Here is a 19256-nt window from a genome sequence, read left to right on the forward strand (position 1 = left end):
GTTGAAAAGCGGACGAAGTCGGGGGGTGTGACGCCTGGCACCCGCGCACCAGAGGGTGCACGGGTGCGCAGACGTTCGACGTCACACTCCGCAGACTACCGCTCACAGCCCGAAGCGACGCTGGAGGTCCCCGAGCTGGCCGGGAAGGCGCGGTGAGGATCCGTGCGGGCCGGCGGCCCCGGCCGGCCCGTGCCCGCCCGGAACGCCCGGCTCCGCACCGACCACTCCGGTCGCCTGTTCCGGCATGAGCGCCTCGGTCGACTGCAGCAGCACCGTGCCGGCGCCGACGAACTCGAACTGGTGCTCCTCGCCCGACGCCCCGCCGACCCCGGTCAGCGCCCGCACCCCGCCCATGACGCCCGCCATATAGCCGTGGTCGTAGTGGTGGCAGGGTGAGGGGCAGTCGGCCCAGCCCACCAGGGCCTGCGGGTCCACCCGGATCGGCGGCTCCATGAAGACCACAGGGCCGTTGGACGCGGCGACGAACTTGCCCGTTCCGATCAGAGTCAGAAAGCCCGGCACGATCGACTGCTTGAGTGCCAGCGTGGGCTGGTACGCCAGCAGGTTGCCGGCCCGGATCGTGAGATTCCCGTTGTCGAGGTCGAACGAGTTCACGTCGAATGCCCGGTCCGCGAGCAGCATCTTGCCGCTGCCCTCCGCCACCACCCAGTCGCTCGCGTGCAGCGGCGAATGGAACGAGGTCCGCATCAGCCGGTCGAGGCGGCCGTGGCCGATTCCGTTGAAGTCGATGCGCCCGTAGTAGGCGATCATCTTGCCCTTCTGCAGGAACCACTGGGAGCCCTTGAGTTCCACGCAGAAGGTGTACGCGTTGACGTTGTCGTCGCTGGGCAGCGTCGTCGGGTCGAAAATCGCGGGCGTGCTCACAGCTTCTCCTCCGACGCCTGGACGTACACCGCACCGCTGCCGCTGAGCTCCAGCTGGAACGCCTCGCCGGAGCCGCGCCCCACCATGTCGCGCCAGCCGAGCGCCGTGGAGAGCTTGTTCCGTACGTCGCCGTGGTGGGCGACATACGCCTGGGGGTCCACATGGACCGGCCGGGAGGGGGTGATCGGCAGCTCGATCACTCCGCCGTGCGCCATCACCGCGACCGCGCCGTGTCCCTTGAGGGTCGTGGTGAACAGCCCCTGGCCCGTCACCTGACCGCGCACCATGCCCATGACCCCGCCCTGGGAGCCCATGAACATCGTGCCCTGCTGCAGGGTCCCGTCGAACGCCAGCAGCCGGTCGGCCTCGACGTAGAGGGTGTCGCCGGTGAGCTGGATGACCTGGATGTGGTGGCCGCCGTGGCCGAACATCACCGTGCCGTTCCCCTCGACGGTCATCAGCGGCGTCGCCTCGTTCGCCACGCGGCGGCCGATCATCGAAGCCAGCCCGCCCTGGCCGCCGGTGATGTTCGGCGTGAAACTGACCGCTCCCTTGTACGCGAGCATCGCGCCGCGCTGGCTGAACATCTTCTGGCCGGGCATCACGGTCGCCTCGACCATCTTGGAGTTGATCTCGCGGAAAGGCATCAGACATCCCCTCCGACGGTGTTGCGCTCGCTCGGCTGCACGTAGACCAGCCCGTCGCCCTCGAAGCGGATCTGGAAGGCCTCGCCGCCGCCCTCGCCCAGGACGGTGCGGAACGTCACCCCGGACTGGAAGTCCTGCCGCAGGTTGCCCTGGTGGGCGATGTAAGCGCCGGGGTCGACGGAGAGCGGGTACTGAGGCGTCACCCGCAGCGCCACCGCCGTCCCGTCCGACATGATCGCCACCTGGCCGGTGCCCTCGACGGTGGTCGTGAACAGACCGTTGCCCGTCGCGCCCCCGCGCAGCCCGGTGAAGGTGGTGCCGGTGCGCAGCCCGCCGTCGGTGCACAGCAGGTTGCTCGACTCGACGTAGAGCTTGTCGCCGTGCAGCTGGACGAGGTTGATCTCGCTCGCACGGTCGGCGAAGTAGCAGGTGCCCTGCCCCTTCACCTCCATCATGGTCATCTGCTCGCCGGTGAGCCGGCGGGTGACCATCCCCCGGATGCCCTCACCGCCGCCGGACATCTTCTTGAAGGCCATCTGGCCGTCGTACGCGACCATCGACCCGTTCTTCGCTTTGACGGCGTCGCCGGTCATGTCGACCGCGAGCACTTTGCTCCCCTGGAGCCGGAACATTGCCACGGGCCGACGTTATCCGGTGATTCCGACCCCGAACAGCGTTCTCGGGGAGGATCCGGACCCTGACAAAGAGTTCGCAAAGTGGCCTGCCACAATGGTCCGCGAGCTTGTGCATGTGTTCACAAGATCCATGCCCGCTGCCCATCCCCTCACGACCGAAGGTGACCCGTGGACATCAAGACCGCCTCCTCCCTGCACCGCCTCCGTCTCGTCTCCGCGCCGGAGGCAGTCTCCTTCCTCCTGCTGCTCGTCTGCTCGGTGCTCAAGCGCACCACGGACTTCAACGCGGTCCCGGTCATGGGTGCGATCCACGGTGTGCTCTTCATCCTGTACGTGCTCTTCTGGCTGGACGCCTGGAACCGCACCAAGTGGGACCTGAAGACCGCGGCCCTGTACTTCGTCCTCTCGGTCCTCCCCTTCGGCGGTTTCTTCGCCGAGCGCAAGCTCAAGCGCGAGGCGGACGACGCTGTCATCGCCTCCCGCGCCCGCCGCGAGAACGCGGTGGACGCATGATCGTCGCCTTCTCCGTCACGCCCCTCGGGGTCGGCGAGGACGTGGGCGAGTACGTCGCCGACGCCGTCCGTGTCGTACGCGAGTCCGGACTCCCGAACCGCACCGACGCGATGTTCACCTCGGTCGAGGGCGAGTGGGACGAAGTGATGGACGTGGTCAGGCGCGCCGTCGCCGCCGTGGAGGCCCGCGCCCCGCGCGTGTCGCTCGTCCTCAAGGCGGACATCAGGCCCGGTGTCACGGACGGCCTGACCACCAAGGTCGACACCGTGGAACGCCACATCTCCGCCTGACGGACCGCACGCACCGGACCCCTGGCCCCAGGGTCAGGGGTCTTCTCGTCCCCTGGGTTGAGCGGCTGCTCAAATCTTTAGTTAGAGGCGAGCTCTACGAAGGCGTCGACCCCGAAGGGGCGCAACACACACTCGGCGCCCTGGCTCTCCTGGCGAACCTCGTCGCGGCTCTCGACGGGCTCGGACCCGTGGCCCAGCATGCGGTACGGCACCGCCTGCGGTGCTCGGTCTCCGGCTGAGCCCGCCAGGCGCGTGCCGGCGGTCACGGTCGGACCGCCGGGCCGAAGACGTGGGCGAACCCGGAGCAGGAATTCAAGGAATTGCCGGACATGTCCGGCGCGGGTTGAACGGGGCCGGTCGACGCCAAAACGTAATCATGGAGGCTCTGTGTCGCCGGTAAGATCATTCTGCTATTTCTTTACCCGTGAGAGACGCCAGGAAAGAACAGAACATGAGATTGCGTAGGGTCCTCCCGATCGCCGCCGCATTGCCGGCCCTGCTCGCAATTTCTGCGTGCAGCGGCGAATCGCCGGAATCCGGCGAGAAGAAGCCGAAGGCGAGTGCGAAGAGCACGCCGGGCGTGGACGAAAAGGCTGCCGCCGAGGCCAAGCGCATCGGCGCGGTGGACCCGCAGGTTCTCGAAAAGGCCACACTCTCCGGGAAGAAGAACGGATTCGAGGCCAAGAAGGTCGCCAAGTCCGAGGTCGAGGCGGGCCGGGGCATGAAGGCCGACAAGGTCGAGTGCCAGCCCCTCGCGAGCCTCGCCGGCGGCTTCACCCACATCCCCGCGGTGAGTGTGGAACACCGCAGCCTCGAACCCGCCGATGCGAGGAACGCCACCGTCGGCTCGATGTGGCTCGCCGCCCACTCGGAGAAGAACGCCAAGCAGGTCATGACGGACCTGCGGACGTCCATCAAGGAGTGCCCCAAGGGTTTCAAGACCCTCGGCCTGACCTATACGGCGATTCAGTCGGTGAAGGCCCCCAAGCTGGGCGACGAGTCGGTCGGCTACCAGATCGCTAGCGTGGTCGGCAAGCAGAAAGTGCCGATGACGTACTCGGTTGTGCGCAGCGGGGGCGTGATCGTGGCGTTCTACGGCGTGAACATGCTGGATGCCAAGAAGGCGGCGATCCCGCAGCCGGTGATCGAGGCGCAACTGAAGAAGATCGCGGACGCGACGGGCTGACGCCCCTGCTGTAGGCGCGAGGAGGGGGCCGTCCCCAGTGCGAGTCACTGGGGACACCCCCTCTCGGGCGGCGCACCTCCGGTCAGGAGCCGCTGAGGTAATGCTCGATGGCCGGGCCGGTCATGGCGACGACTGCGGCCTCTTCTTGCGCCTCGGCGGGTAGGTGGGGCCGGTCCCCTCCTACCGCGAAGGATCACTGGTCGATCCGTAGAGGTCACGCGCGCCCGGAGGCGCTCCACCAGCTGGCCCAGGACGTCGAAGAACTGGCTGGGCGGGAAACTGACGGCGACGCATACTTCGTTGATGTCGACGTCGACCTCGTAGCCGTCGGCCGTCCGGATCAGCACACCGTTCACGAGGTCCTCGTCGGCGGCGATGATGTAAGGACTCAGGACCTCTCGTACGAGCTCCATTTCCAGGGGCTCCGGTTCGCCGTTCCGATAGCGGAGCACGAACAGCATGCGACTCATTGTTGGATCCCCACCGGATTTTTTTGGGACGGTCGAGGTAGGCCTTCCGAAGGAAGAGATTTTCCTGGAAGGCCTCACCGATTGGTCATGCTATGGAATGTAGATAACGTCGATCTCTTCTGTGAGTTCGAGTGCCTTTCAGCTGCAGGGCGATTGCAAAGTCGCAGCGACTTTGTGAGTGTGCAGGTCACGGCAGCGTGACGAGGCTGGATGGATGCGCGACCACACGCAACGAAGCTCCGTTGCGGAGGTGACCTTCCCAAGTCCCTTCGCGCAACGGAGCTTCGATGTGCCGCAGCGTCAGTCTGCCACCGTCTGTCCGGTCAAGTCGCCCACCCGTCAGCACCGTTCAGCGGGGTCGCTGGCCGGGCGGCTGGCCACGCTGGCCGATCCGCGGTGCCGGCGCGGGAAGCGTCACTCCTTCGTGGCGGTACTGCTGATCGCCTGCTCGCCGTGACGTGTGGGGGCGAGGCTTCGTGGCGATCGATGAGTGGGTGGCCGAGGCATCGCAGGATGTCCTGGCCCGGCTCGGCGCCCGCACCGCGACCGCCCTGGCCGTGCGGGTCCCGCCCAGCGGAGCGACGATCCGCCGGTCATCAAGGACGTCTGCCCCGGCGGCCTGGCCGATCTCCTGGGCCACGACCCGTCCGGGACCGACACCCTGGCCCTGGACGGAAAGAGCGCCCGCGGGTCGCGCCACGGCACCACCCCGGCCGCCCATCTGCTGGCAGCGATGACCGGCACCGGAGATGACTGTCACCCAGCTCCGGGTCCCGGAGAAGACGAACGATCACGTGCTTCGCCGCCCTGCTGGACCCCTTCGACCTGCACGGAGTCACCGTGACCGGCGATGCTCTGCGCACCCAGCGCGACCACGCCCGCTTCCTCGTCGAGACCAAGAAGGCGCACTACACCTTCACGGTAAAGCGGAACCAGAAGAACCACTACGAACAGCTGCGAACCCTGCCCTGGGGCGAGGCGACAGCGAAGTTCTACGACCGCACCAAGGGACACGGCCGCCTGGAGACCCGGGTCGTGCAGGCCGTGACCGTCACCGACCTTGGCGTCAATTTCCCGCATGCCGCCCAGGTCGCCAAGGTCGTACGCCACCGCACCGACACCAAGACCGGCAAACGGAGCCGGGAGACGGGTCTACGTGATCATCGACCTGACCAGCCGCCAGGCGCCCCCGGAGCGGATCGCGAAGATCTTCAGGGCACACTGGTGATCGAAAACAGGCTCCACTTCGTCCGCGACACCGCCTTCCGCGAGGATGCCTCCAAGATCCGCACCGGGCACGGCTCGGAGAACATGGCCACCCTGCGCAGCTTCGCCATCAACCATCTCCGTACCGACGGCCACACCAACATCGCCGCCGCACTCCGCACGACAGCCCTCCGCCCCTACGAGCGGCCCCCTGACCCTCATAGGCGTCAAATGACCTGCACCGATCCATGATCAAACGACTTTGCAATCGCCTTGCTTTCGGCTGCGATCCTGTTAACCGCGTCAACCGACTCCTTGTTCGCGAGGGGCGTCTGGTCCTCGTGGTACAGGTCGTACTCGGTCTTCCCATACTCGCCGCTGATCCAGGTCAGTAGGCTGGCGGTGCGGAACGGGTTGTTTCGCTCTCGACCCATTCGAAACCGGTCACCGTGAGCCTGGGCGGGGTGGTCTGAGGCGGAACGTCGAGCGACTGCTCCCAGACTGTGTCGCCGCCCCAGAGTTCGTCGCCTTTGGCGTCCGCCCACGCCTTATCCGTGGCGAAGGCCATGGCGAGCGGGGTTTCGCCGTCGTACCAGTGTTTGCTCTCCGCTACCGCGTACAGGTGGGCCTCGGTGCCGTTGAAACCGCCGCGGGCGACTACCTTCAGCTCGTAACCACCCTTGCGGAGGTTGAGCAGGCACTGCTCGGCACGGGTCTCGGCGGCCGCCTCGGAGCCGAAGGCGTCGACCTCGCCGGTCGTCGCGGTGGGGCGGACGCGGTCATGCTGTCGGCGGAGTCGTCGGTCGGCGCGTACCCGATCGAGACGGTCGAGATGATGTCGAAGGTCGCCGCGGCGGAGGAGGAGCTGCTCTCCAAGGGGCTCCAGCCCCTCGTCCCGGGCAAGAAGCCCCGCACGCAGGGCAGTTCGGTCGCCCGCGCGGCCGCCGAGATCGCTGACTTCCTCGGCGGCAAGGCGCTCATCGCCTTCACCCAGTCCGGCGACACGGCCCGCCGCCTCTCCCGCTTCCGCGCCGAACGCCCCATCCTCGCCTTCACGACGGACCAGGACACCCGCAACCAGCTGACGCTGAGCTGGGGCGTGGAGTCCTTCCTGGTGCCGTTCGTGGATGCGACCGACGCGATGGTCGACCTGGTGGACGCGGAGCTGCCGAAGCTCCAGCGCTACAACGCGGGCGACGTCATGGTCATCACGGCCGGCTCTCACCCGGGCGTCCCCGGCACCGCGAACATGGTCCGCGTCGACTGCCTGGGGGCGGCGAGCGCGACTGACGGCCCGCCTCCCTTCGCTCGACCGGCGGCCTCACGACTTCGATGGATCGGGAGGCCGCCCGTCTGTCACTTCCAGGTGGAGGACCACTGGCCCGAGGCGCCGGGAGGGGGCCGGCTGCGCTGTACGGGATGAGTCACGCGGATGTCGGAAGGCCCCGGGCAGGGGTGGCGCCGCGCCACAGCGCGGCACCACCCTCGGCGGCTGCGATCGACAGACGGTCAGCCGACCTGCCCCCATTCCGCCGGGAAGTCCGGCGGCCAGGGCTCGCGCGGGTTGTACAACGACTGCCGCTCACCAATCAGCGCGTACTCTGCCTCCCGCCAGTTCGGATTGCTGCCGACGACGAAGCTGTCGCCGTCCCGCTCCAGCATCCAGGTGTAGACGGCGTCCGCCGCCGTAATGCCGTGCCGTTCGCTGAGCACGCCGAACTCGGCGGCGGTCGCCCGCCGGATGTGGAGCCCGTTCCGGTAGTAGGGCTTGAGGAACATCAGTTCCACATGCCCGATATAGACCTCGATCATCGTCGTGGTCCGGTCCACCAGTGTGGCCTCACTGGTCAGGAAGAGCTGCCGGTGCGAGGGGAGGAACCCGGTGACTCTGAAGAGCCGCCCCTCCCGAATGAAATCTGTCATGACCGCCATTTCCTCATCATTCGGGCACCGGCTCTCCGTTGGGGTACGTGAAGCGCTTCGGTTTGACGACGACGACCTCACCCGCGTCGTTGGTCATGTGCCACTCGATGGACGACCAGCTGCGCTGCTCCAGCCGGACGGCCGTACGGAGTTTGATCATCTCCCATGCGGTTCCGTAGCCGTCGGACCGGATGGTGACCCAGTCGTTGGGCGTGATCGTCTCCCCTCGCTGCAGAAGCAGAGTCAGCGCCTCGTCAGCGTTCTTGGCGCCCTTGACACCGTCCAGGGAGACTGTGATCTTCACGTTGGGGTTGGACACCGCTCGCTCCACTCCCACCGTCCACAGGGGGCGAAGCCCCATGCCCAGGCCTTCCGGCAGTTCGGTACCGAACTCCTTGCCGTTGAATGTGCGCCCGCCGACAGCCTCGGCCAGATCGTCCGAGTGGGGGTTGACTCCGAGGACGATGTGATCGCCGTCCTTCGCCAGGTTGCGGAAGAACTCTTCGCCGCAGTCCTTGATGCCGCCAGAGCCGGCCGCCGCGACGGAGAACGCCGCGACCTTGAAGGTCGCGGTGTCCACCCTCTCGCACGCCTCGGCGAGCTTCCGGACGATACGGCTCATGATGCCTTGGACGACGGCCTCGGTCAGGCCGATGGAGCGGAGCGCCAGCCAGGCGTCGGTGAACCCGATGCCCGTCTTGAGGGCGGCGTCCACCGCCGTCACCGCGGCCTTCGCCGACCTGAAGATCGCGCCCGCGACGAACCAGCTGGCCGCCCAGGCGCAGTCGCCCCAGCTGCCGCCGGAGACACCCGGCGTGATCAGCTTCGCGCAGCCGATGAAGTCGCCGAGAAGGACGTCGATCGGGTCGATGCCCGAGTTGAACTCGACCATCGTCAGCGTGTAGCTGAGCCGCTCCGTCCTGGCCTTCGACACCTCGGGGCCGAGGTAGACGGTGTCGGCCTCCGGGCAGCTGCCCGTGTAGGAGTCCGACGCGGCCACGCACATGAACAGGTCAACGTGCGACTTGTACGTGACGTCCGCCGTGACCGTGCAGTCACCGAAGTGGATGATCGGGTTGCAGTTGTCCTTGACGACGTTCGTCGGCTCGCCGATGTACTCGATGTGGTCGAGGACCGCCCACACCCCGCCGATTCCTGTGGTGATGCCCTCCGCGATCTGCTGGTTGTTGCCATGCGTCTCGGTGCGGTCGGCGGCGGCTTGGGCCTCCTCCGCCGCTTCCCGGGCACCGGCGGCAGCATCCTCCGCCGCCGTCGCGTCCTCCTCGGCCTTGGTAGCCGTGTCGCGGGCGCTGGCGGCATCCTCCTCCGCCTTCGTGGCCGCGGCACGGGCCGAGGCAGCGTCCTTCTCGGCTTCGGTGGCCGCGTTGTCGGCCGCGACCGCGTCCTGTTCGGCGTCGTTCGCCGCCCACCAGGCAGTCATCGCGTCTTCGCCGGCGGACTGGGCGTACCCGTCGGCCCGGTTCGCCAATGCCTGGGCGTCCTTGGCGTCCTTCGCGGCCCGGGCGGCTGAGTCCTGGGCCCGCTGGTACGCCTTGGCGGCACGGGCGGCGTCGGAGGCCGCGGTGGCGGCGGCCTGCGCCGCGAGCTTCATGTCCGCGGCAGCCTGTTCGGCTAGGGTCTTCGCCTCGGCGGAGAACCCTTCCGCCAGGTTCGCGCTGGCGGCTGCTGCCGCCGCCTGCTGCTGTGCGACCGTCAGGGACTGCTGCCCCGTCAGCACTGCGAACGCGGCTGAGCTGTCGACTTCCTGGAAGGGGCCGCCTAGGGCGATCGCCTCATTGGCCGGTTTGATGACGGCGGCGGCGGAGTCGCGGGCCGCGAGCGAGGCCTGTACGGCCGCGTATGCCTTGCCGGCGGTGGTCGCCGCCCAGGACGCGGTCTGCAGCGCCTCGCTGCGGGCCGCGGCTGCCTTGCCCTGGGCGGTCTTGGCCGCCGCGGAGGCCTTATCCGACTGTTCCTTGGCGCCCTTGGCGTCGGCCGCTGCCGCCTGCGAGGCGTCGATCGCCTCGGCCGCCGCCGCATGGGCGACGGCGGCTGAACCGGCTGCGACCAAATAGGAGGCCCAGGTCGCGTCCGCCGCCGCCGTGGCGCGGGCTGCGGAACCCTGGGCCTTGGTCGCCGCTTCGCGGGCGTTGGTGGCTGCGGCGGTGGCTGCGTTCGCCGCTTCGCGGGCGTTGGTGGCGGCCGTGGTCGCCGTGTCGGCGGCGGCACGGGCGTCGGTCGCGGCGCCGCGGGCGGCCTCGGCCGCGTCGGTACCGTCCACAGCTGCGGCGTGCGCTTCCAGCGCCTGGGCCTTGGCCACCAATGAGTCCCGCCGCTGCTCGGCCTCCAGGGCCTTGTCGCGGGCGGCGACGGCGTCACGTTCCGCCTGCTCGGCGGCGGCCCGCTTGGAAGAGGCCGTGGCTCCCGCCGCTTCGGCGGAGGTGCGGGCGTCGCTCGCGATCCGCCCCTGGGCGACGGCGTCGGCCTCGTGAGCCCTGGCCGTGTCCCGCTCGCGCTCCGCTGTGGCCCGGTAAGCCGCCGCGTTGGCGCGTTCCAACTCGGCTACGGCTCGGGTCCGCTGCGCGTCGGCGGCGGCCTGTCGGGCCTGCTCCTCCTCCGCCTGGGCGGTCTCCTTGGCCTTCTTGGCGGTGGTGGCGTTCGCCGCGGCCGAGGCCGCGTAGGCGTCGGCGCTGTCCGCGGCGGCCTTCGCCTGGGCGGCGGCCTCCTGCGCGGCGATGCGGCGGAACTCGGTGTTCACCGCGTGCGCCTGGGTCTTGGCCAGGGCCAGCAGCGTCTGGGACGTCGAGACCGTGGCGTTCGCCGCGTTCAGCGCCGTCTCCGTCGCCTTCGCGGCGGCCGTGGCGGCCGCGCCGGAGGCGCGGGCGACCTGGACCGACTGCTGGGCGTACATCAGGCCTCGGCCGCGCGGCACCTCGGCGGCGTCCGCGATGGCCCAGGCGTCCTGCTGTGCGGCAACGGCGCGCTGCGCGGCGGCACCGGCCAGAGCGGCCTGCTCCTTGGCGGTGGTGAGCAGGGCCTGGACCTTGCCGCGGGCCTTCGCCAGGTCCGTCTTCGCCTTGTCGAAGAGGGCCTGCTTCGGCTTGAGGATGCTGTCCGGGTCGTTCTTGAGCTCGTCGTGCCAGTACTTCTGCCAGAGCAGGATCTGATCGGCGAGCCACGCCTGGCCGATGGCCTCGACCATGTTGTCGGCGGCGGCTCGCGTCGCCGCGGCGGCGTCGGCCTCCGCCCGCATGATGATCGCGCGCGGGGCGCCCTGTGCGGCGTACTCCGCCTCCCACTCGGCCGAAGCCTGTGAGACGGCCTCGCTCAGGGCGTTGCGCGGGTCCACCGGGGCCTGGTGGTTGCACGTGGCCCAGGCCTGCTTGAGGTTCTCGACCTCGACGCGGAACGCCGCGGTGCCCTCGGTGACCTTGGCGGCGGGGAAGCCGCCGTGCCGCAGGTAGGTGGCGATGTCGGTGGAGGTGGTGCCCCCGGCGAAGCGGGTCTGGTTCAGACTGGAGTCCCGCAGCATGCTGTCCGCCGCGAAATCGTGCCAGTCGTCCTCGCCCCGGTTCTGCTCGGTGATCTCCCGGGCCCTGGCGATCGCCTCCGGACCGGCGTTGGTGTGGGCGTCCCAGCCGAGGCGGGAGGCCAGCTTCGCCTGCGTGGAGAGGGTGAAGCCGAGGATGTCGGCGCCGAACTCCGGTGCGTGCAGCGTGATCTCATTGCTGAACGAGCTCATCGCGTACGGGCGGTTGGCGTCCTCCAGGACGGCCTTGCGGGCCGCGACGGCGTCCATGTAGGCGTAGCCGGCCTCCCGGTCCTGGTCACTGGCCTGCCCCAGGGGCATGAACCCGATCCAGCCCATGTCGCCGATGACGGTGTGCAGCTGGTCGTTGGTGCCGCTCAGGCCCTCGATGGCCTTGGCCTTCATCTTCGCGCCGCCCGCGTGCAGGGCGACTCCCGCGACACAGCGCTCCAGACGCGGAGTGCCGCGGACGTCACGGATGACGGAGGTCAGCTCATTGAGCCGGCGCAGGGAGTTGTCGGCGTCGACGAAGATCTGCCGCATGCCGGTCGAGACCGTCTCGATCGCCTGGGCGAGCGCGGGCACACGGCCCACGATCACGGCGGACGACGGGATGTCGACCAGCGACCAGAGGCACTCCTCCACATCGGACGTAGCCAGGCACTCCTTGACCCTGGCGGCGTCGAGCTGCTCGAAGAGGATCTGACCGCCGTTGGTGCCTGCCCACTCGACGACGTTCACGGAGACGGCGGCGAGTCCCTTCCGGTAGTCGTCGACGCAGGTCTGGCCACATGCGTCGAGGAGGATCTTCTCCTCGCGCTCGCCGAGCTTCGGCCAGTTGTCCGCGCCGCCCTTGATAGGCGTGGTGCCCTCGGCGAGCGCGTCCTTGTGGGCCGCCTCGTTCTTCTCGCGCTGCTGCTGTTCGGCCTGCTTGGCGGCCTCCTCGGCGGCTGTGCTGTGACCCTGCGCGTCGCCCGCCTTCGTCTCGGCGTCCTTGGCCTCCTGCTCGGCCTTGGACGCCTTCCCGACCGCGTCCTGGGCCGCGTCGCCGGCCCGGCCGGCCTTCTCGTTCGCCTCAGCGGCGTGCCGCTCGGCGTCGGTGGCCTCGCTGTCGGCCTCCACGGCCACGCTGCTCGCCTCGTCCGCGGTGAGGCGGGCGCCGGCGGCGTCGTTCCCGGCCTGCTGGGCATAGCCGGCAGCGGTGTCGGCGGCGGACTTGGCGTCCTTCCGGGCGTCGGCGGCCTCGGCCGCGGACGCCTGGGCACGGGTCACGGCCTCGACGGCGCGGACCGAGTCGTCGGCGGCGCGCGCGGCTGCCTCGGCGGCGAGCTTCGCGTCGCCCTCGGCCTGGGCGGCGGCCTGCTGTGCTGCCTCCGCCGCCTGTGCTGCCTCCGCTGCCTTGGCCTCTGCGGCGGCGGCCTGCTGCTCGGCGATCGTCTTCGACGACTGGCCGACGAGCACGGCGAACGCGGCGGCGCTGTCCCTCTCCTGGTACGGCGTGCCGACGACGACGGCCTCGCCGGCGGCGGCGACCGCATCCGCGGCACTGTCGCGGGCGGCGAGCGCGGCCTGACCGGCGGCGTAGGCGCGGCCGACCACGGTCGCGGCCGACTTCACCGCCTCAGCGGCGCCGGTTTCGGCGGCGGCGGCCTCCTGCTCGGCCTTCTTGGCGAGTTCGGTGGCGTTCTGCGATGCCGTGGCGGCGTTGTCCGCACGGATCGCGGCGTCCTGCGATGCGTCCAGGGCGGTGGCCGCGGCGGCGTGCGCGGTGGAGGCGGCGCCGACGGAGGAGTGGTACGCCGACCACGCGTTGCTCGCGTTCGCCTGGGCGCGCTCGGCGGCGCCCTCCGCCGTGGTGGCGGCGGTGCGGGAGGCGACGGCGGCCGTGGTGGCCTGGTCCGCGGCGGTCCGGGCGGCGGTGGCGGCCGCGGTGGCCTCGTTCGCGGCCGTACGGGCGGCGGTGGCCGCGGTGCGAGTCTCGGCGGCGGCAGCGGTGCCCTCGGCGGCGGCGGCCGCGGCTTCGAGGGCGGCGGCGCGGGCCGCGGTGGCCTGCCTCGTCCTCAGGGCGGCGATCGCCTTCTCGCGCGCGGTCTGAGCGGCCTTCGCCTTGTCGTCGGCGACCTTGCGCTTCGCCGTGGCGTCGGTGGCCGCGGTCCCGGCGGCCGTGTCGGCGCCCTTGGCCGCGGTCTGCTGGGTCGCGGCCCGCTCCTCAGCCTCTTGCGCCTTGGCGCGCTCGGCGGCGGCCTTGGCCCGGGAGGCGACGGCGGTGGCGTGCTCCGTCTGGGCCTTGGCGCGCTGGGCGGCGGCGGTCGCCGCGGCGGTCTCGGCCTTGTCGCGCTTCTGCTCGGCCGTCGTACGGGCCGCCTTCGCCGTGGTCGCGCTGTCGGCGGTGGCCGCGGCGTTGGCCACGGCGCTGTCGGCTGCCGCCTTCGCCTGGGCGGCGGCCTCCTCGGCGGCGACACGGCGGAACTCCGTGTTGATGGCGTGCGAATCGGTCTGCGCCTTGGCAAGCAGCGCGTCCGCGTCGGCGATCGTGGCGTTGGCGGCGCCGAGTGCGGTCTCGGTCGCCTTCGCGGCGGCCGTGGCGGCGGCGCCGGAGGCGCGGGCGACCTGGACCGACTGCTGGGCGTACATCAGACCGCGGCCGCGCGGCACGTGAGTGGTGTCGGCAACGGCCCAGGCTTCCTGCTGGGCGGTCGCGGCCTTCTGGGCGGCGGCGGCGGCCGCGGTGGCGTGCCCCTTGGCCGAGGTGACCAGGGCCGCCACGTTGGTGCGGTAGCCGGCGAGGTCGGCCGCAGCCTTGTCGTACATCGCCTGGTCGGGCTTCTCGAAGATGGTGTCCGGGTCGTTCGCGAGCTCGTCCTGCCAGTGCTTCTGCCAGGTCAGGATCTGCTCGACGAGCCAGGCCTGGCCGATGGCCTCGACCATGTTGTCGGCGGCGGCCCGCGTGGCGGCGTAGGCGTCGGCCTCCGCCCGGATGATCTCGGCGCGCTGGGTGGCCTGTCCGGCGTACTCCAGCTCCCATTCGACCATCGCGGCCATGACCGGCTCGTTGAGCTTGCGCCGCGGGTCGACCGGGTTCTGGTAGTCACAGGACGCCCAGGCCTGCTTCAGGTCCTCGACCTCGACGCGGTACTCGGCGGAGTCCTTGGCGGGCGCCTCGACGGCGAAGCCGCCACGCCGCAGGTAGGACGCGATGTCACTGGACGTCGTACCGCCCGAGTAGCGGGTGTTGAGGACGTCACTGTCCGTCAACATGCTGTCCGCGGCCGCGTCGTGCCAGTCGTCCTTGCCGCGGTTCTCCTCGGTGATCGCCTCGGCGCGGGCGACGGCCTCGGGGCTGGCGTTGCTGTGGCCGTCCCAGCCGAGCTGCCAGGCGAGTTCCTTCTGGGTGACGACGGTGAAGTTGGTGACGTCCTCGCCGAACTCCGGCGCGTGCCACTCCATGTCGTCGCTGGCCCACGCCGACTCGCGGTAGGGCTTGTTGGCGGCGTCGAGGCCGTCGGTTCGCGCCCCGACCGCCTCGCCGTAGGCCATGGCGGCTTCCTCGTCGGCGGTGGCGGCCTGGCCGAGGGGGCCGAAGCCGATCCAGCCGATGTCCCCGACGGCGTCGCGGAGCTGCTGATCGGTGCCGGTCAGGCCCTCGATGGCCTTGGCCTTCATCCGGGGGCCGCCGACGTGCAGCGCGACTCCGCTCAGACAGCGGTCGAGACGCCGCTCCTGGCCGATGCTGTTGCGGATGTAGCCGGTGTCCTCCTCGGGCACCGTGTCGGCCGCGGCGGGCACGCTTTGGATCAGTCCCAGCAGGACGGCGGAGGCGGTGGCCAGCGCCGTCGCGCCGGTGGCTCTGGTCAGCGTGGACCGGATGCGACGCCGGCGTCTGCCGACGTCTCTGAACAGTGACATGGTCTGCCTTGCAATCTCTCGATCGTTCGACAGCACCAGCCATGGGCATGACAGCAGTCCCCCGGCACGGCACGTGCCGGTGTGCTCGCCCCCCACGAGTCGGCACTGCCGCTTGTGTCGCGAGAATGCCACGCCCCGCTCGACAAATGAAGATCACAAAATCTTCACCAAGGGTGCACGGAACCCCAGCGGCGGACAAAGCGAATCGCTTCTTGATCATGTTGTTACCCGGCGTGAGGAACCGCACCCCTTCTGGCGTGGGGCTTCACCATCCATGCAGGCTGCGGTGCGGAGTTGGAGGCCGTGACGTGGAGGCGACCTGCTCACCATCCGAGCGCCGGCCCGTAGCGCCACTGACCACACGCAACAACCACAAGTGACGGGCGGGGTGCCGGGTGCGCGGTTCTCTCACCCGTCGGATGCGGTCAACCATGTGAGCCTGTCCCCGTTCCGCTTCGACGGCAACGCCCTGGTCTGTGGGAGCGTGCGCAGCCACGCCACGCACAGGTCGGATGAGGCGCGGCCGGACCATCCGCCGAACGGATGAACGACCGAAAGGCGAGACAGGGCTGACCAGCATGTGACCAGTCGGTAAGGTCGGTGCCGTGCCGAAGCCGCTCAGCCTTCCCTTCGACCCCATCGCCCGCGCCGACGAACTCTGGAAGCAGCGATGGGGACCCGTGCCCTCGATGGCAGCGATCACCTCGATCATGCGCGCGCACCAGATCCTGCTCGCCGAGGTCGACGCCGTCGTCAAGCCGTACGGACTGACCTTCGCCCGCTACGAGGCGCTGGTCCTCCTCACCTTCTCCAAGGCGGGTGAGCTGCCGATGTCGAAGATCGGCGAGCGGCTGATGGTGCACCCGACCTCGGTGACCAACACCGTGGACCGACTGGTGAAGTCCGGTCTCGTCGCCAAGCGCCCCAACCCGAACGACGGCCGCGGCACCCTGGCCTCCATCACGGAGAAGGGCCGGGACGTCGTGGAGGCCGCCACGCGCGACCTGATGGCGATGGACTTCGGCCTCGGCGCGTACGACGCGGAGGAGTGCGCGGAGATCTTCGCGATGCTGCGCCCGCTGCGCGTCGCGGCGGCGGATTTCAAGGAGAAGTAGGTCACGCGACCCGCAGGAAGATCGCCCCTTGAGCCCGGTTACGCTCGATGCCATGAAAGCGAATGTGCTCATCCGTTACCGGGTGATGGCGTACGTCACCGCCGTCTGGCTGCTCGTCTTCACGGCGGCGATCATCGCCAAGTACGGCTTCGACACCGGCGACACCATGCTGATCTCGCAGATCCACGGTGTGCTCTTCATCATCTACGTCGTCTTCGCCTTCGATCTGGGCTCCAAGGCGAAGTGGCCGTTCGGCAAGCTGCTGTGGGTGCTGGCCGCCGGCTGCATCCCGTTCGCCTCGTTCTTCGTCGAGCCGAAGGTCACGCGCGAGGCGCGGGCGCTGATCGCGGACGGCGCAACCCCGGCGACGGCCGAGGCGTAGGACGCGAAAGCGCGTAGGGCGAGAGAGCGCGTAGGACACAAAAGCGTCGCGAGTCCGGCTCGCGGCGCTTTGCCATCGACATTTACTAGGACGTCCTAGTAAATTCGAGTGTATGGACGCTGACGCGATCGAGGAAGGCCGCCGACGCTGGCAGGCCCGGTACGACAAGGCCCGCAAGCGGGACGCAGACTTCACCACGCTCTCGGGTGACGCCGTCGAGCCGGTCTACGGCCCGCGGCCCGGGGACCACTACGAGGGCTTCGAGCGCATCGGATGGCCCGGTGAGTACCCCTTCACCCGCGGTCTGCACGCCACGGGCTACCGGGGGCGCACCTGGACCATCCGCCAGTTCGCCGGCTTCGGCAACGCCGAGCAGACCAACGAGCGCTACAAGATGATCCTCGCCGCCGGCGGCGGCGGACTCTCCGTCGCGTTCGACATGCCGACCCTCATGGGCCGAGACTCCGACGACCCCCGCTCGCTCGGCGAGGTCGGCCACTGCGGTGTCGCCATCGACTCCGCCGCCGACATGGAGGTCCTGTTCAAGGACATCCCCCTCGGCGACGTGACGACGTCGATGACGATCTCCGGTCCGGCCGTGCCGGTCTTCTGCATGTACCTGGTCGCCGCCGAGCGCCAGGGCGTCGACCCGGCCGTGCTCAACGGCACGCTGCAGACCGACATCTTCAAGGAGTACATCGCGCAGAAGGAGTGGCTCTTCCAGCCCGAGCCCCATCTGCGCCTGATCGGCGACCTGATGGAGCACTGCGCCGTCGGCATCCCCGCCTACAAGCCGCTGTCGGTCTCCGGCTACCACATCCGTGAGGCGGGCGCGACGGCCGCGCAGGAGCTCGCGTACACCCTTGCCGACGGCTTCGGCTACGTGGAGCTGGGGCTGTCCCGCGGCCTCGACGTCGACACCTTCGCGCCGGGGCTGTCCTTCTTCTTCGACGCGCACCTCGACTTCTTCGAGGAGATCGCCAAGTTCCGCGCCGCGCGCCGGATCTGGGCCCGCTGGATGAAGGAGGTGTACGGGGCGAAGACCGACAAGGCCCAGTGGCTGCGCTTCCACACCCAGACCGCCGGTGTCTCGCTCACCGCCCAGCAGCCGTACAACAACGTCGTGCGCACAGCTGTCGAGGCGCTGTCCGCGGTCCTCGGCGGCACCAACTCCCTGCACACCAACGCACTCGACGAGACCCTCGCCCTCCCGAGCGAGCAGGCCGCCGAGATCGCGCTGCGTACGCAGCAAGTGCTGATGGAGGAGACCGGCGTCGCCAACGTCGCCGACCCGCTGGGCGGTTCGTGGTACGTCGAGCAGCTCACCGACCGCATCGAGGCCGACGCCGAGAAGATCTTCGAGCAGATCAAGGAGCGTGGCCGCCGCGCCCACCCGGACGGCACGCACCCCATCGGCCCGATCACTTCCGGCATCCTGCGCGGCATCGAGGACGGCTGGTTCACCGGCGAGATCGCCGAATCGGCCTTCCGCTACCAGCAGTCCCTGGAGAAGGGCGACAAGAAGGTCGTCGGCGTCAACGTCGCCACCGGCTCGGTCACCGGCGACCTGGAGATCCTGCGGGTCAGCCACGAGGTCGAGCGCGAGCAGGTGCGCGTGCTGGCCGACCGCAAGGCCGGCCGTGACGACGCGCTCGTACGGTCCTCGCTGGACAAGATGATCGCCGCCGCGCGCGACGGCTCCAACATGATCGGCCCGATGCTCGACGCCGTACGGGCGGAGGCCACCCTGGGCGAGATCTGCGACGTTCTGCGCGACGAGTGGGGCATCTACACGGAGCCGCCCGGCTTCTGAGTCGCCGGCGGTCAGGTGGACAGGGAGCCGAGCCCCGACACCAGCAGGACTGTGAAGCGGCGCGCCCACTCGGCGTCCACCGGCTCCGCGCTGACCAGCGCACGGTGGACCACGGCGCCCGCGACCACATCGAAGATCAGGTCCGTGTTGCGGGCTGCCGTGTCGGGGTCGTCCTCGTACGGCAGCTCGCCGCGGGCCTGAGCGCGTTCCCGGCCCTGAAGGACCAGCCGCTTCTGCCGATCGACGATGGCCGAGCGGATCCGGTCCCGCAGCGCCTCGTCCCGGGTGGACTCCGCGACGACGCCCATCAGCGCGGTCTTGGTCTCCGGGAGCTGCAGCAGCTCGGCGAACTGCAGGACCACGCCCTCCACATCGGCGGCGAGGCTGCCGCGGTCGGGGAGTTCCAGTGCGTCGAAGAGGACGGCGACGGCGTCGACGACGAGTTCGTTCTTGCTCGCCCAGCGCCGGTACAGCGTGGTCTTGGCGACGCCCGCGCGCGCGGCCACGTCCCCCATCGTCAGCTTCGACCAGCCCAGCTCCACGAGGGAGGCGCGGGTCGCCTCCAGGATCGCGGCGTCGGCCTCGACGCTGCGGGGCCGCCCGGTGCGTCCGGTAGGTCCAGAACGCGGGGTTTTGTGGTGGGTGCTGCTGGACATGGACGCGACCATACCCGCCAGTAAGGAGAAAAGCGGCTGTGAGGCAGCTCACCGGAAAACCCCTCACACCACCGGTCCTGCCGCAGATACGCTACGACCT

General features: G+C 69.7%; 15 protein-coding genes and 2 pseudogenes. 9 read left to right on the forward strand and 8 right to left on the reverse strand.

Annotated features, from left to right (window positions below; all coding sequences use genetic code 11):
- Window positions 1–102: 102 nt before the first annotated feature.
- The 3 genes from ACIQ7Q_RS04335 to ACIQ7Q_RS04345 are packed head-to-tail and all read right to left on the reverse strand — an operon-like array spanning window position 103 to window position 2164.
- Complete coding sequence (locus ACIQ7Q_RS04335) at window positions 103–885, reverse strand: AIM24 family protein (protein ID WP_403856075.1); 783 nt, start codon at window positions 883–885, stop codon at window positions 103–105.
- A complete protein-coding gene (locus ACIQ7Q_RS04340; RefSeq protein WP_403856077.1) occupies window positions 882–1532 on the reverse strand; it encodes an AIM24 family protein in 651 nt (216 codons plus the stop codon). Before ACIQ7Q_RS04340 ends, ACIQ7Q_RS04335 begins: the two co-directional genes overlap by 4 nt.
- On the reverse strand, window positions 1532–2164 hold the full coding sequence (locus tag ACIQ7Q_RS04345; protein ID WP_403856438.1) for an AIM24 family protein: 633 nt from the start codon (window positions 2162–2164) through the stop codon (window positions 1532–1534). The genes ACIQ7Q_RS04340 and ACIQ7Q_RS04345 overlap by 1 nt, the downstream gene beginning before the upstream one ends.
- Window positions 2165–2335: 171 nt before the next feature.
- Between ACIQ7Q_RS04345 and ACIQ7Q_RS04350 the strand changes: the two genes are divergently transcribed.
- From ACIQ7Q_RS04350 to ACIQ7Q_RS04365, 4 genes and pseudogenes are all read left to right on the forward strand, one after another.
- On the forward strand, window positions 2336–2680 hold the full coding sequence (locus ACIQ7Q_RS04350) for a DUF3817 domain-containing protein (protein WP_403856079.1): 345 nt from the start codon (window positions 2336–2338) through the stop codon (window positions 2678–2680).
- Complete coding sequence (locus tag ACIQ7Q_RS04355; RefSeq protein ID WP_403856081.1) at window positions 2677–2970, forward strand: MTH1187 family thiamine-binding protein; 294 nt, start codon at window positions 2677–2679, stop codon at window positions 2968–2970. The genes ACIQ7Q_RS04350 and ACIQ7Q_RS04355 overlap by 4 nt, the downstream gene beginning before the upstream one ends.
- Window positions 2971–3044: 74 nt before the next feature.
- Window positions 3045–3209 (forward strand): annotated as a pseudogene (locus tag ACIQ7Q_RS04360) (TetR/AcrR family transcriptional regulator); the annotation flags it as partial.
- Between the two features lie 212 nt (window positions 3210–3421).
- Window positions 3422–4156, forward strand: coding sequence for a hypothetical protein (locus ACIQ7Q_RS04365; protein WP_403856083.1), 735 nt, complete (start codon window positions 3422–3424; stop codon window positions 4154–4156).
- Between the two features lie 44 nt (window positions 4157–4200).
- On the opposite strand, the gene ACIQ7Q_RS04370 is transcribed toward ACIQ7Q_RS04365, so the two are convergent.
- The gene (locus ACIQ7Q_RS04370) at window positions 4201–4617 is read right to left on the reverse strand and encodes a hypothetical protein (protein ID WP_403856085.1); all 417 of its coding nucleotides are present in this window, start codon (window positions 4615–4617) and stop codon (window positions 4201–4203) included.
- A gap of 849 nt (window positions 4618–5466) precedes the next feature.
- Here ACIQ7Q_RS04370 and ACIQ7Q_RS04375 point away from each other — a divergent pair.
- On the forward strand, window positions 5467–6084 hold the full coding sequence (locus tag ACIQ7Q_RS04375; RefSeq protein WP_403856087.1) for an ISAs1 family transposase: 618 nt from the start codon (window positions 5467–5469) through the stop codon (window positions 6082–6084).
- 136 nt (window positions 6085–6220) lie between these two features.
- Here ACIQ7Q_RS04375 and ACIQ7Q_RS04380 read toward each other — a convergent pair whose 3' ends face one another.
- Complete coding sequence (locus ACIQ7Q_RS04380) at window positions 6221–6400, reverse strand: hypothetical protein (RefSeq protein ID WP_403856089.1); 180 nt, start codon at window positions 6398–6400, stop codon at window positions 6221–6223.
- Window positions 6401–6565: 165 nt separating this feature from the next.
- Here ACIQ7Q_RS04380 and ACIQ7Q_RS04385 point away from each other — a divergent pair.
- Window positions 6566–7114 (forward strand): annotated as a pseudogene (locus tag ACIQ7Q_RS04385) (pyruvate kinase alpha/beta domain-containing protein); the annotation flags it as partial.
- 227 nt (window positions 7115–7341) lie between these two features.
- On the opposite strand, the gene ACIQ7Q_RS04390 reads toward ACIQ7Q_RS04385, so the two are convergent.
- Complete coding sequence (locus tag ACIQ7Q_RS04390) at window positions 7342–7755, reverse strand: hypothetical protein (RefSeq protein WP_403856090.1); 414 nt, start codon at window positions 7753–7755, stop codon at window positions 7342–7344.
- 16 nt (window positions 7756–7771) lie between these two features.
- A complete protein-coding gene (locus tag ACIQ7Q_RS04395) occupies window positions 7772–15190 on the reverse strand; it encodes a polymorphic toxin type 27 domain-containing protein (protein WP_403856092.1) in 7419 nt (2472 codons plus the stop codon).
- Window positions 15191–15795: 605 nt separating this feature from the next.
- Between ACIQ7Q_RS04395 and ACIQ7Q_RS04400 the strand changes: the two genes are divergently transcribed.
- From ACIQ7Q_RS04400 to ACIQ7Q_RS04410, 3 genes are all read left to right on the forward strand, one after another.
- Complete coding sequence (locus ACIQ7Q_RS04400; RefSeq protein ID WP_403856094.1) at window positions 15796–16305, forward strand: MarR family winged helix-turn-helix transcriptional regulator; 510 nt, start codon at window positions 15796–15798, stop codon at window positions 16303–16305.
- A 52-nt stretch (window positions 16306–16357) separates the two neighbouring features.
- Window positions 16358–16687, forward strand: coding sequence for a DUF3817 domain-containing protein (locus tag ACIQ7Q_RS04405; RefSeq protein WP_403856096.1), 330 nt, complete (start codon window positions 16358–16360; stop codon window positions 16685–16687).
- A 112-nt stretch (window positions 16688–16799) separates the two neighbouring features.
- On the forward strand, window positions 16800–18500 hold the full coding sequence (locus ACIQ7Q_RS04410; protein WP_403856098.1) for a methylmalonyl-CoA mutase: 1701 nt from the start codon (window positions 16800–16802) through the stop codon (window positions 18498–18500).
- Between the two features lie 11 nt (window positions 18501–18511).
- On the opposite strand, the gene ACIQ7Q_RS04415 is transcribed toward ACIQ7Q_RS04410, so the two are convergent.
- Window positions 18512–19168, reverse strand: a complete 657-nt coding sequence (locus tag ACIQ7Q_RS04415; RefSeq protein ID WP_403856100.1) for a TetR/AcrR family transcriptional regulator — start codon at window positions 19166–19168, stop codon at window positions 18512–18514.
- Window positions 19169–19256 lie beyond the last annotated feature (88 nt).

The sequence above is a fragment of the Streptomyces sp. NPDC096176 genome, from assembly GCF_044763255.1.
In the GTDB taxonomy this organism is placed as follows: Bacteria; Actinomycetota; Actinomycetes; order Streptomycetales; family Streptomycetaceae; genus Streptomyces.

Bases quoted from the DNA above. Each gene is read 5' to 3' on its own strand.
- ACIQ7Q_RS04380 (WP_403856089.1), bottom strand. From the start codon at position 6,400: ATGGCCTTCGCCACGGATAAGGCGTGGGCGGACGCCAAAGGCGACGAA.
- ACIQ7Q_RS04370 (WP_403856085.1), bottom strand. From the start codon at position 4,617: ATGCTGTTCGTGCTCCGCTATCGGAACGGCGAACCGGAGCCCCTGGAA.
- ACIQ7Q_RS04395 (WP_403856092.1), bottom strand. From the start codon at position 15,190: ATGTCACTGTTCAGAGACGTCGGCAGACGCCGGCGTCGCATCCGGTCC.
- ACIQ7Q_RS04415 (WP_403856100.1), bottom strand. From the start codon at position 19,168: ATGGTCGCGTCCATGTCCAGCAGCACCCACCACAAAACCCCGCGTTCT.
- ACIQ7Q_RS04355 (WP_403856081.1), top strand. From the start codon at position 2,677: ATGATCGTCGCCTTCTCCGTCACGCCCCTCGGGGTCGGCGAGGACGTG.
- ACIQ7Q_RS04345 (WP_403856438.1), bottom strand. From the start codon at position 2,164: ATGTTCCGGCTCCAGGGGAGCAAAGTGCTCGCGGTCGACATGACCGGC.
- ACIQ7Q_RS04340 (WP_403856077.1), bottom strand. From the start codon at position 1,532: ATGCCTTTCCGCGAGATCAACTCCAAGATGGTCGAGGCGACCGTGATG.
- ACIQ7Q_RS04390 (WP_403856090.1), bottom strand. From the start codon at position 7,755: ATGACAGATTTCATTCGGGAGGGGCGGCTCTTCAGAGTCACCGGGTTC.
- ACIQ7Q_RS04410 (WP_403856098.1), top strand. From the start codon at position 16,800: ATGGACGCTGACGCGATCGAGGAAGGCCGCCGACGCTGGCAGGCCCGG.
- ACIQ7Q_RS04365 (WP_403856083.1), top strand. From the start codon at position 3,422: ATGAGATTGCGTAGGGTCCTCCCGATCGCCGCCGCATTGCCGGCCCTG.
- ACIQ7Q_RS04405 (WP_403856096.1), top strand. From the start codon at position 16,358: ATGAAAGCGAATGTGCTCATCCGTTACCGGGTGATGGCGTACGTCACC.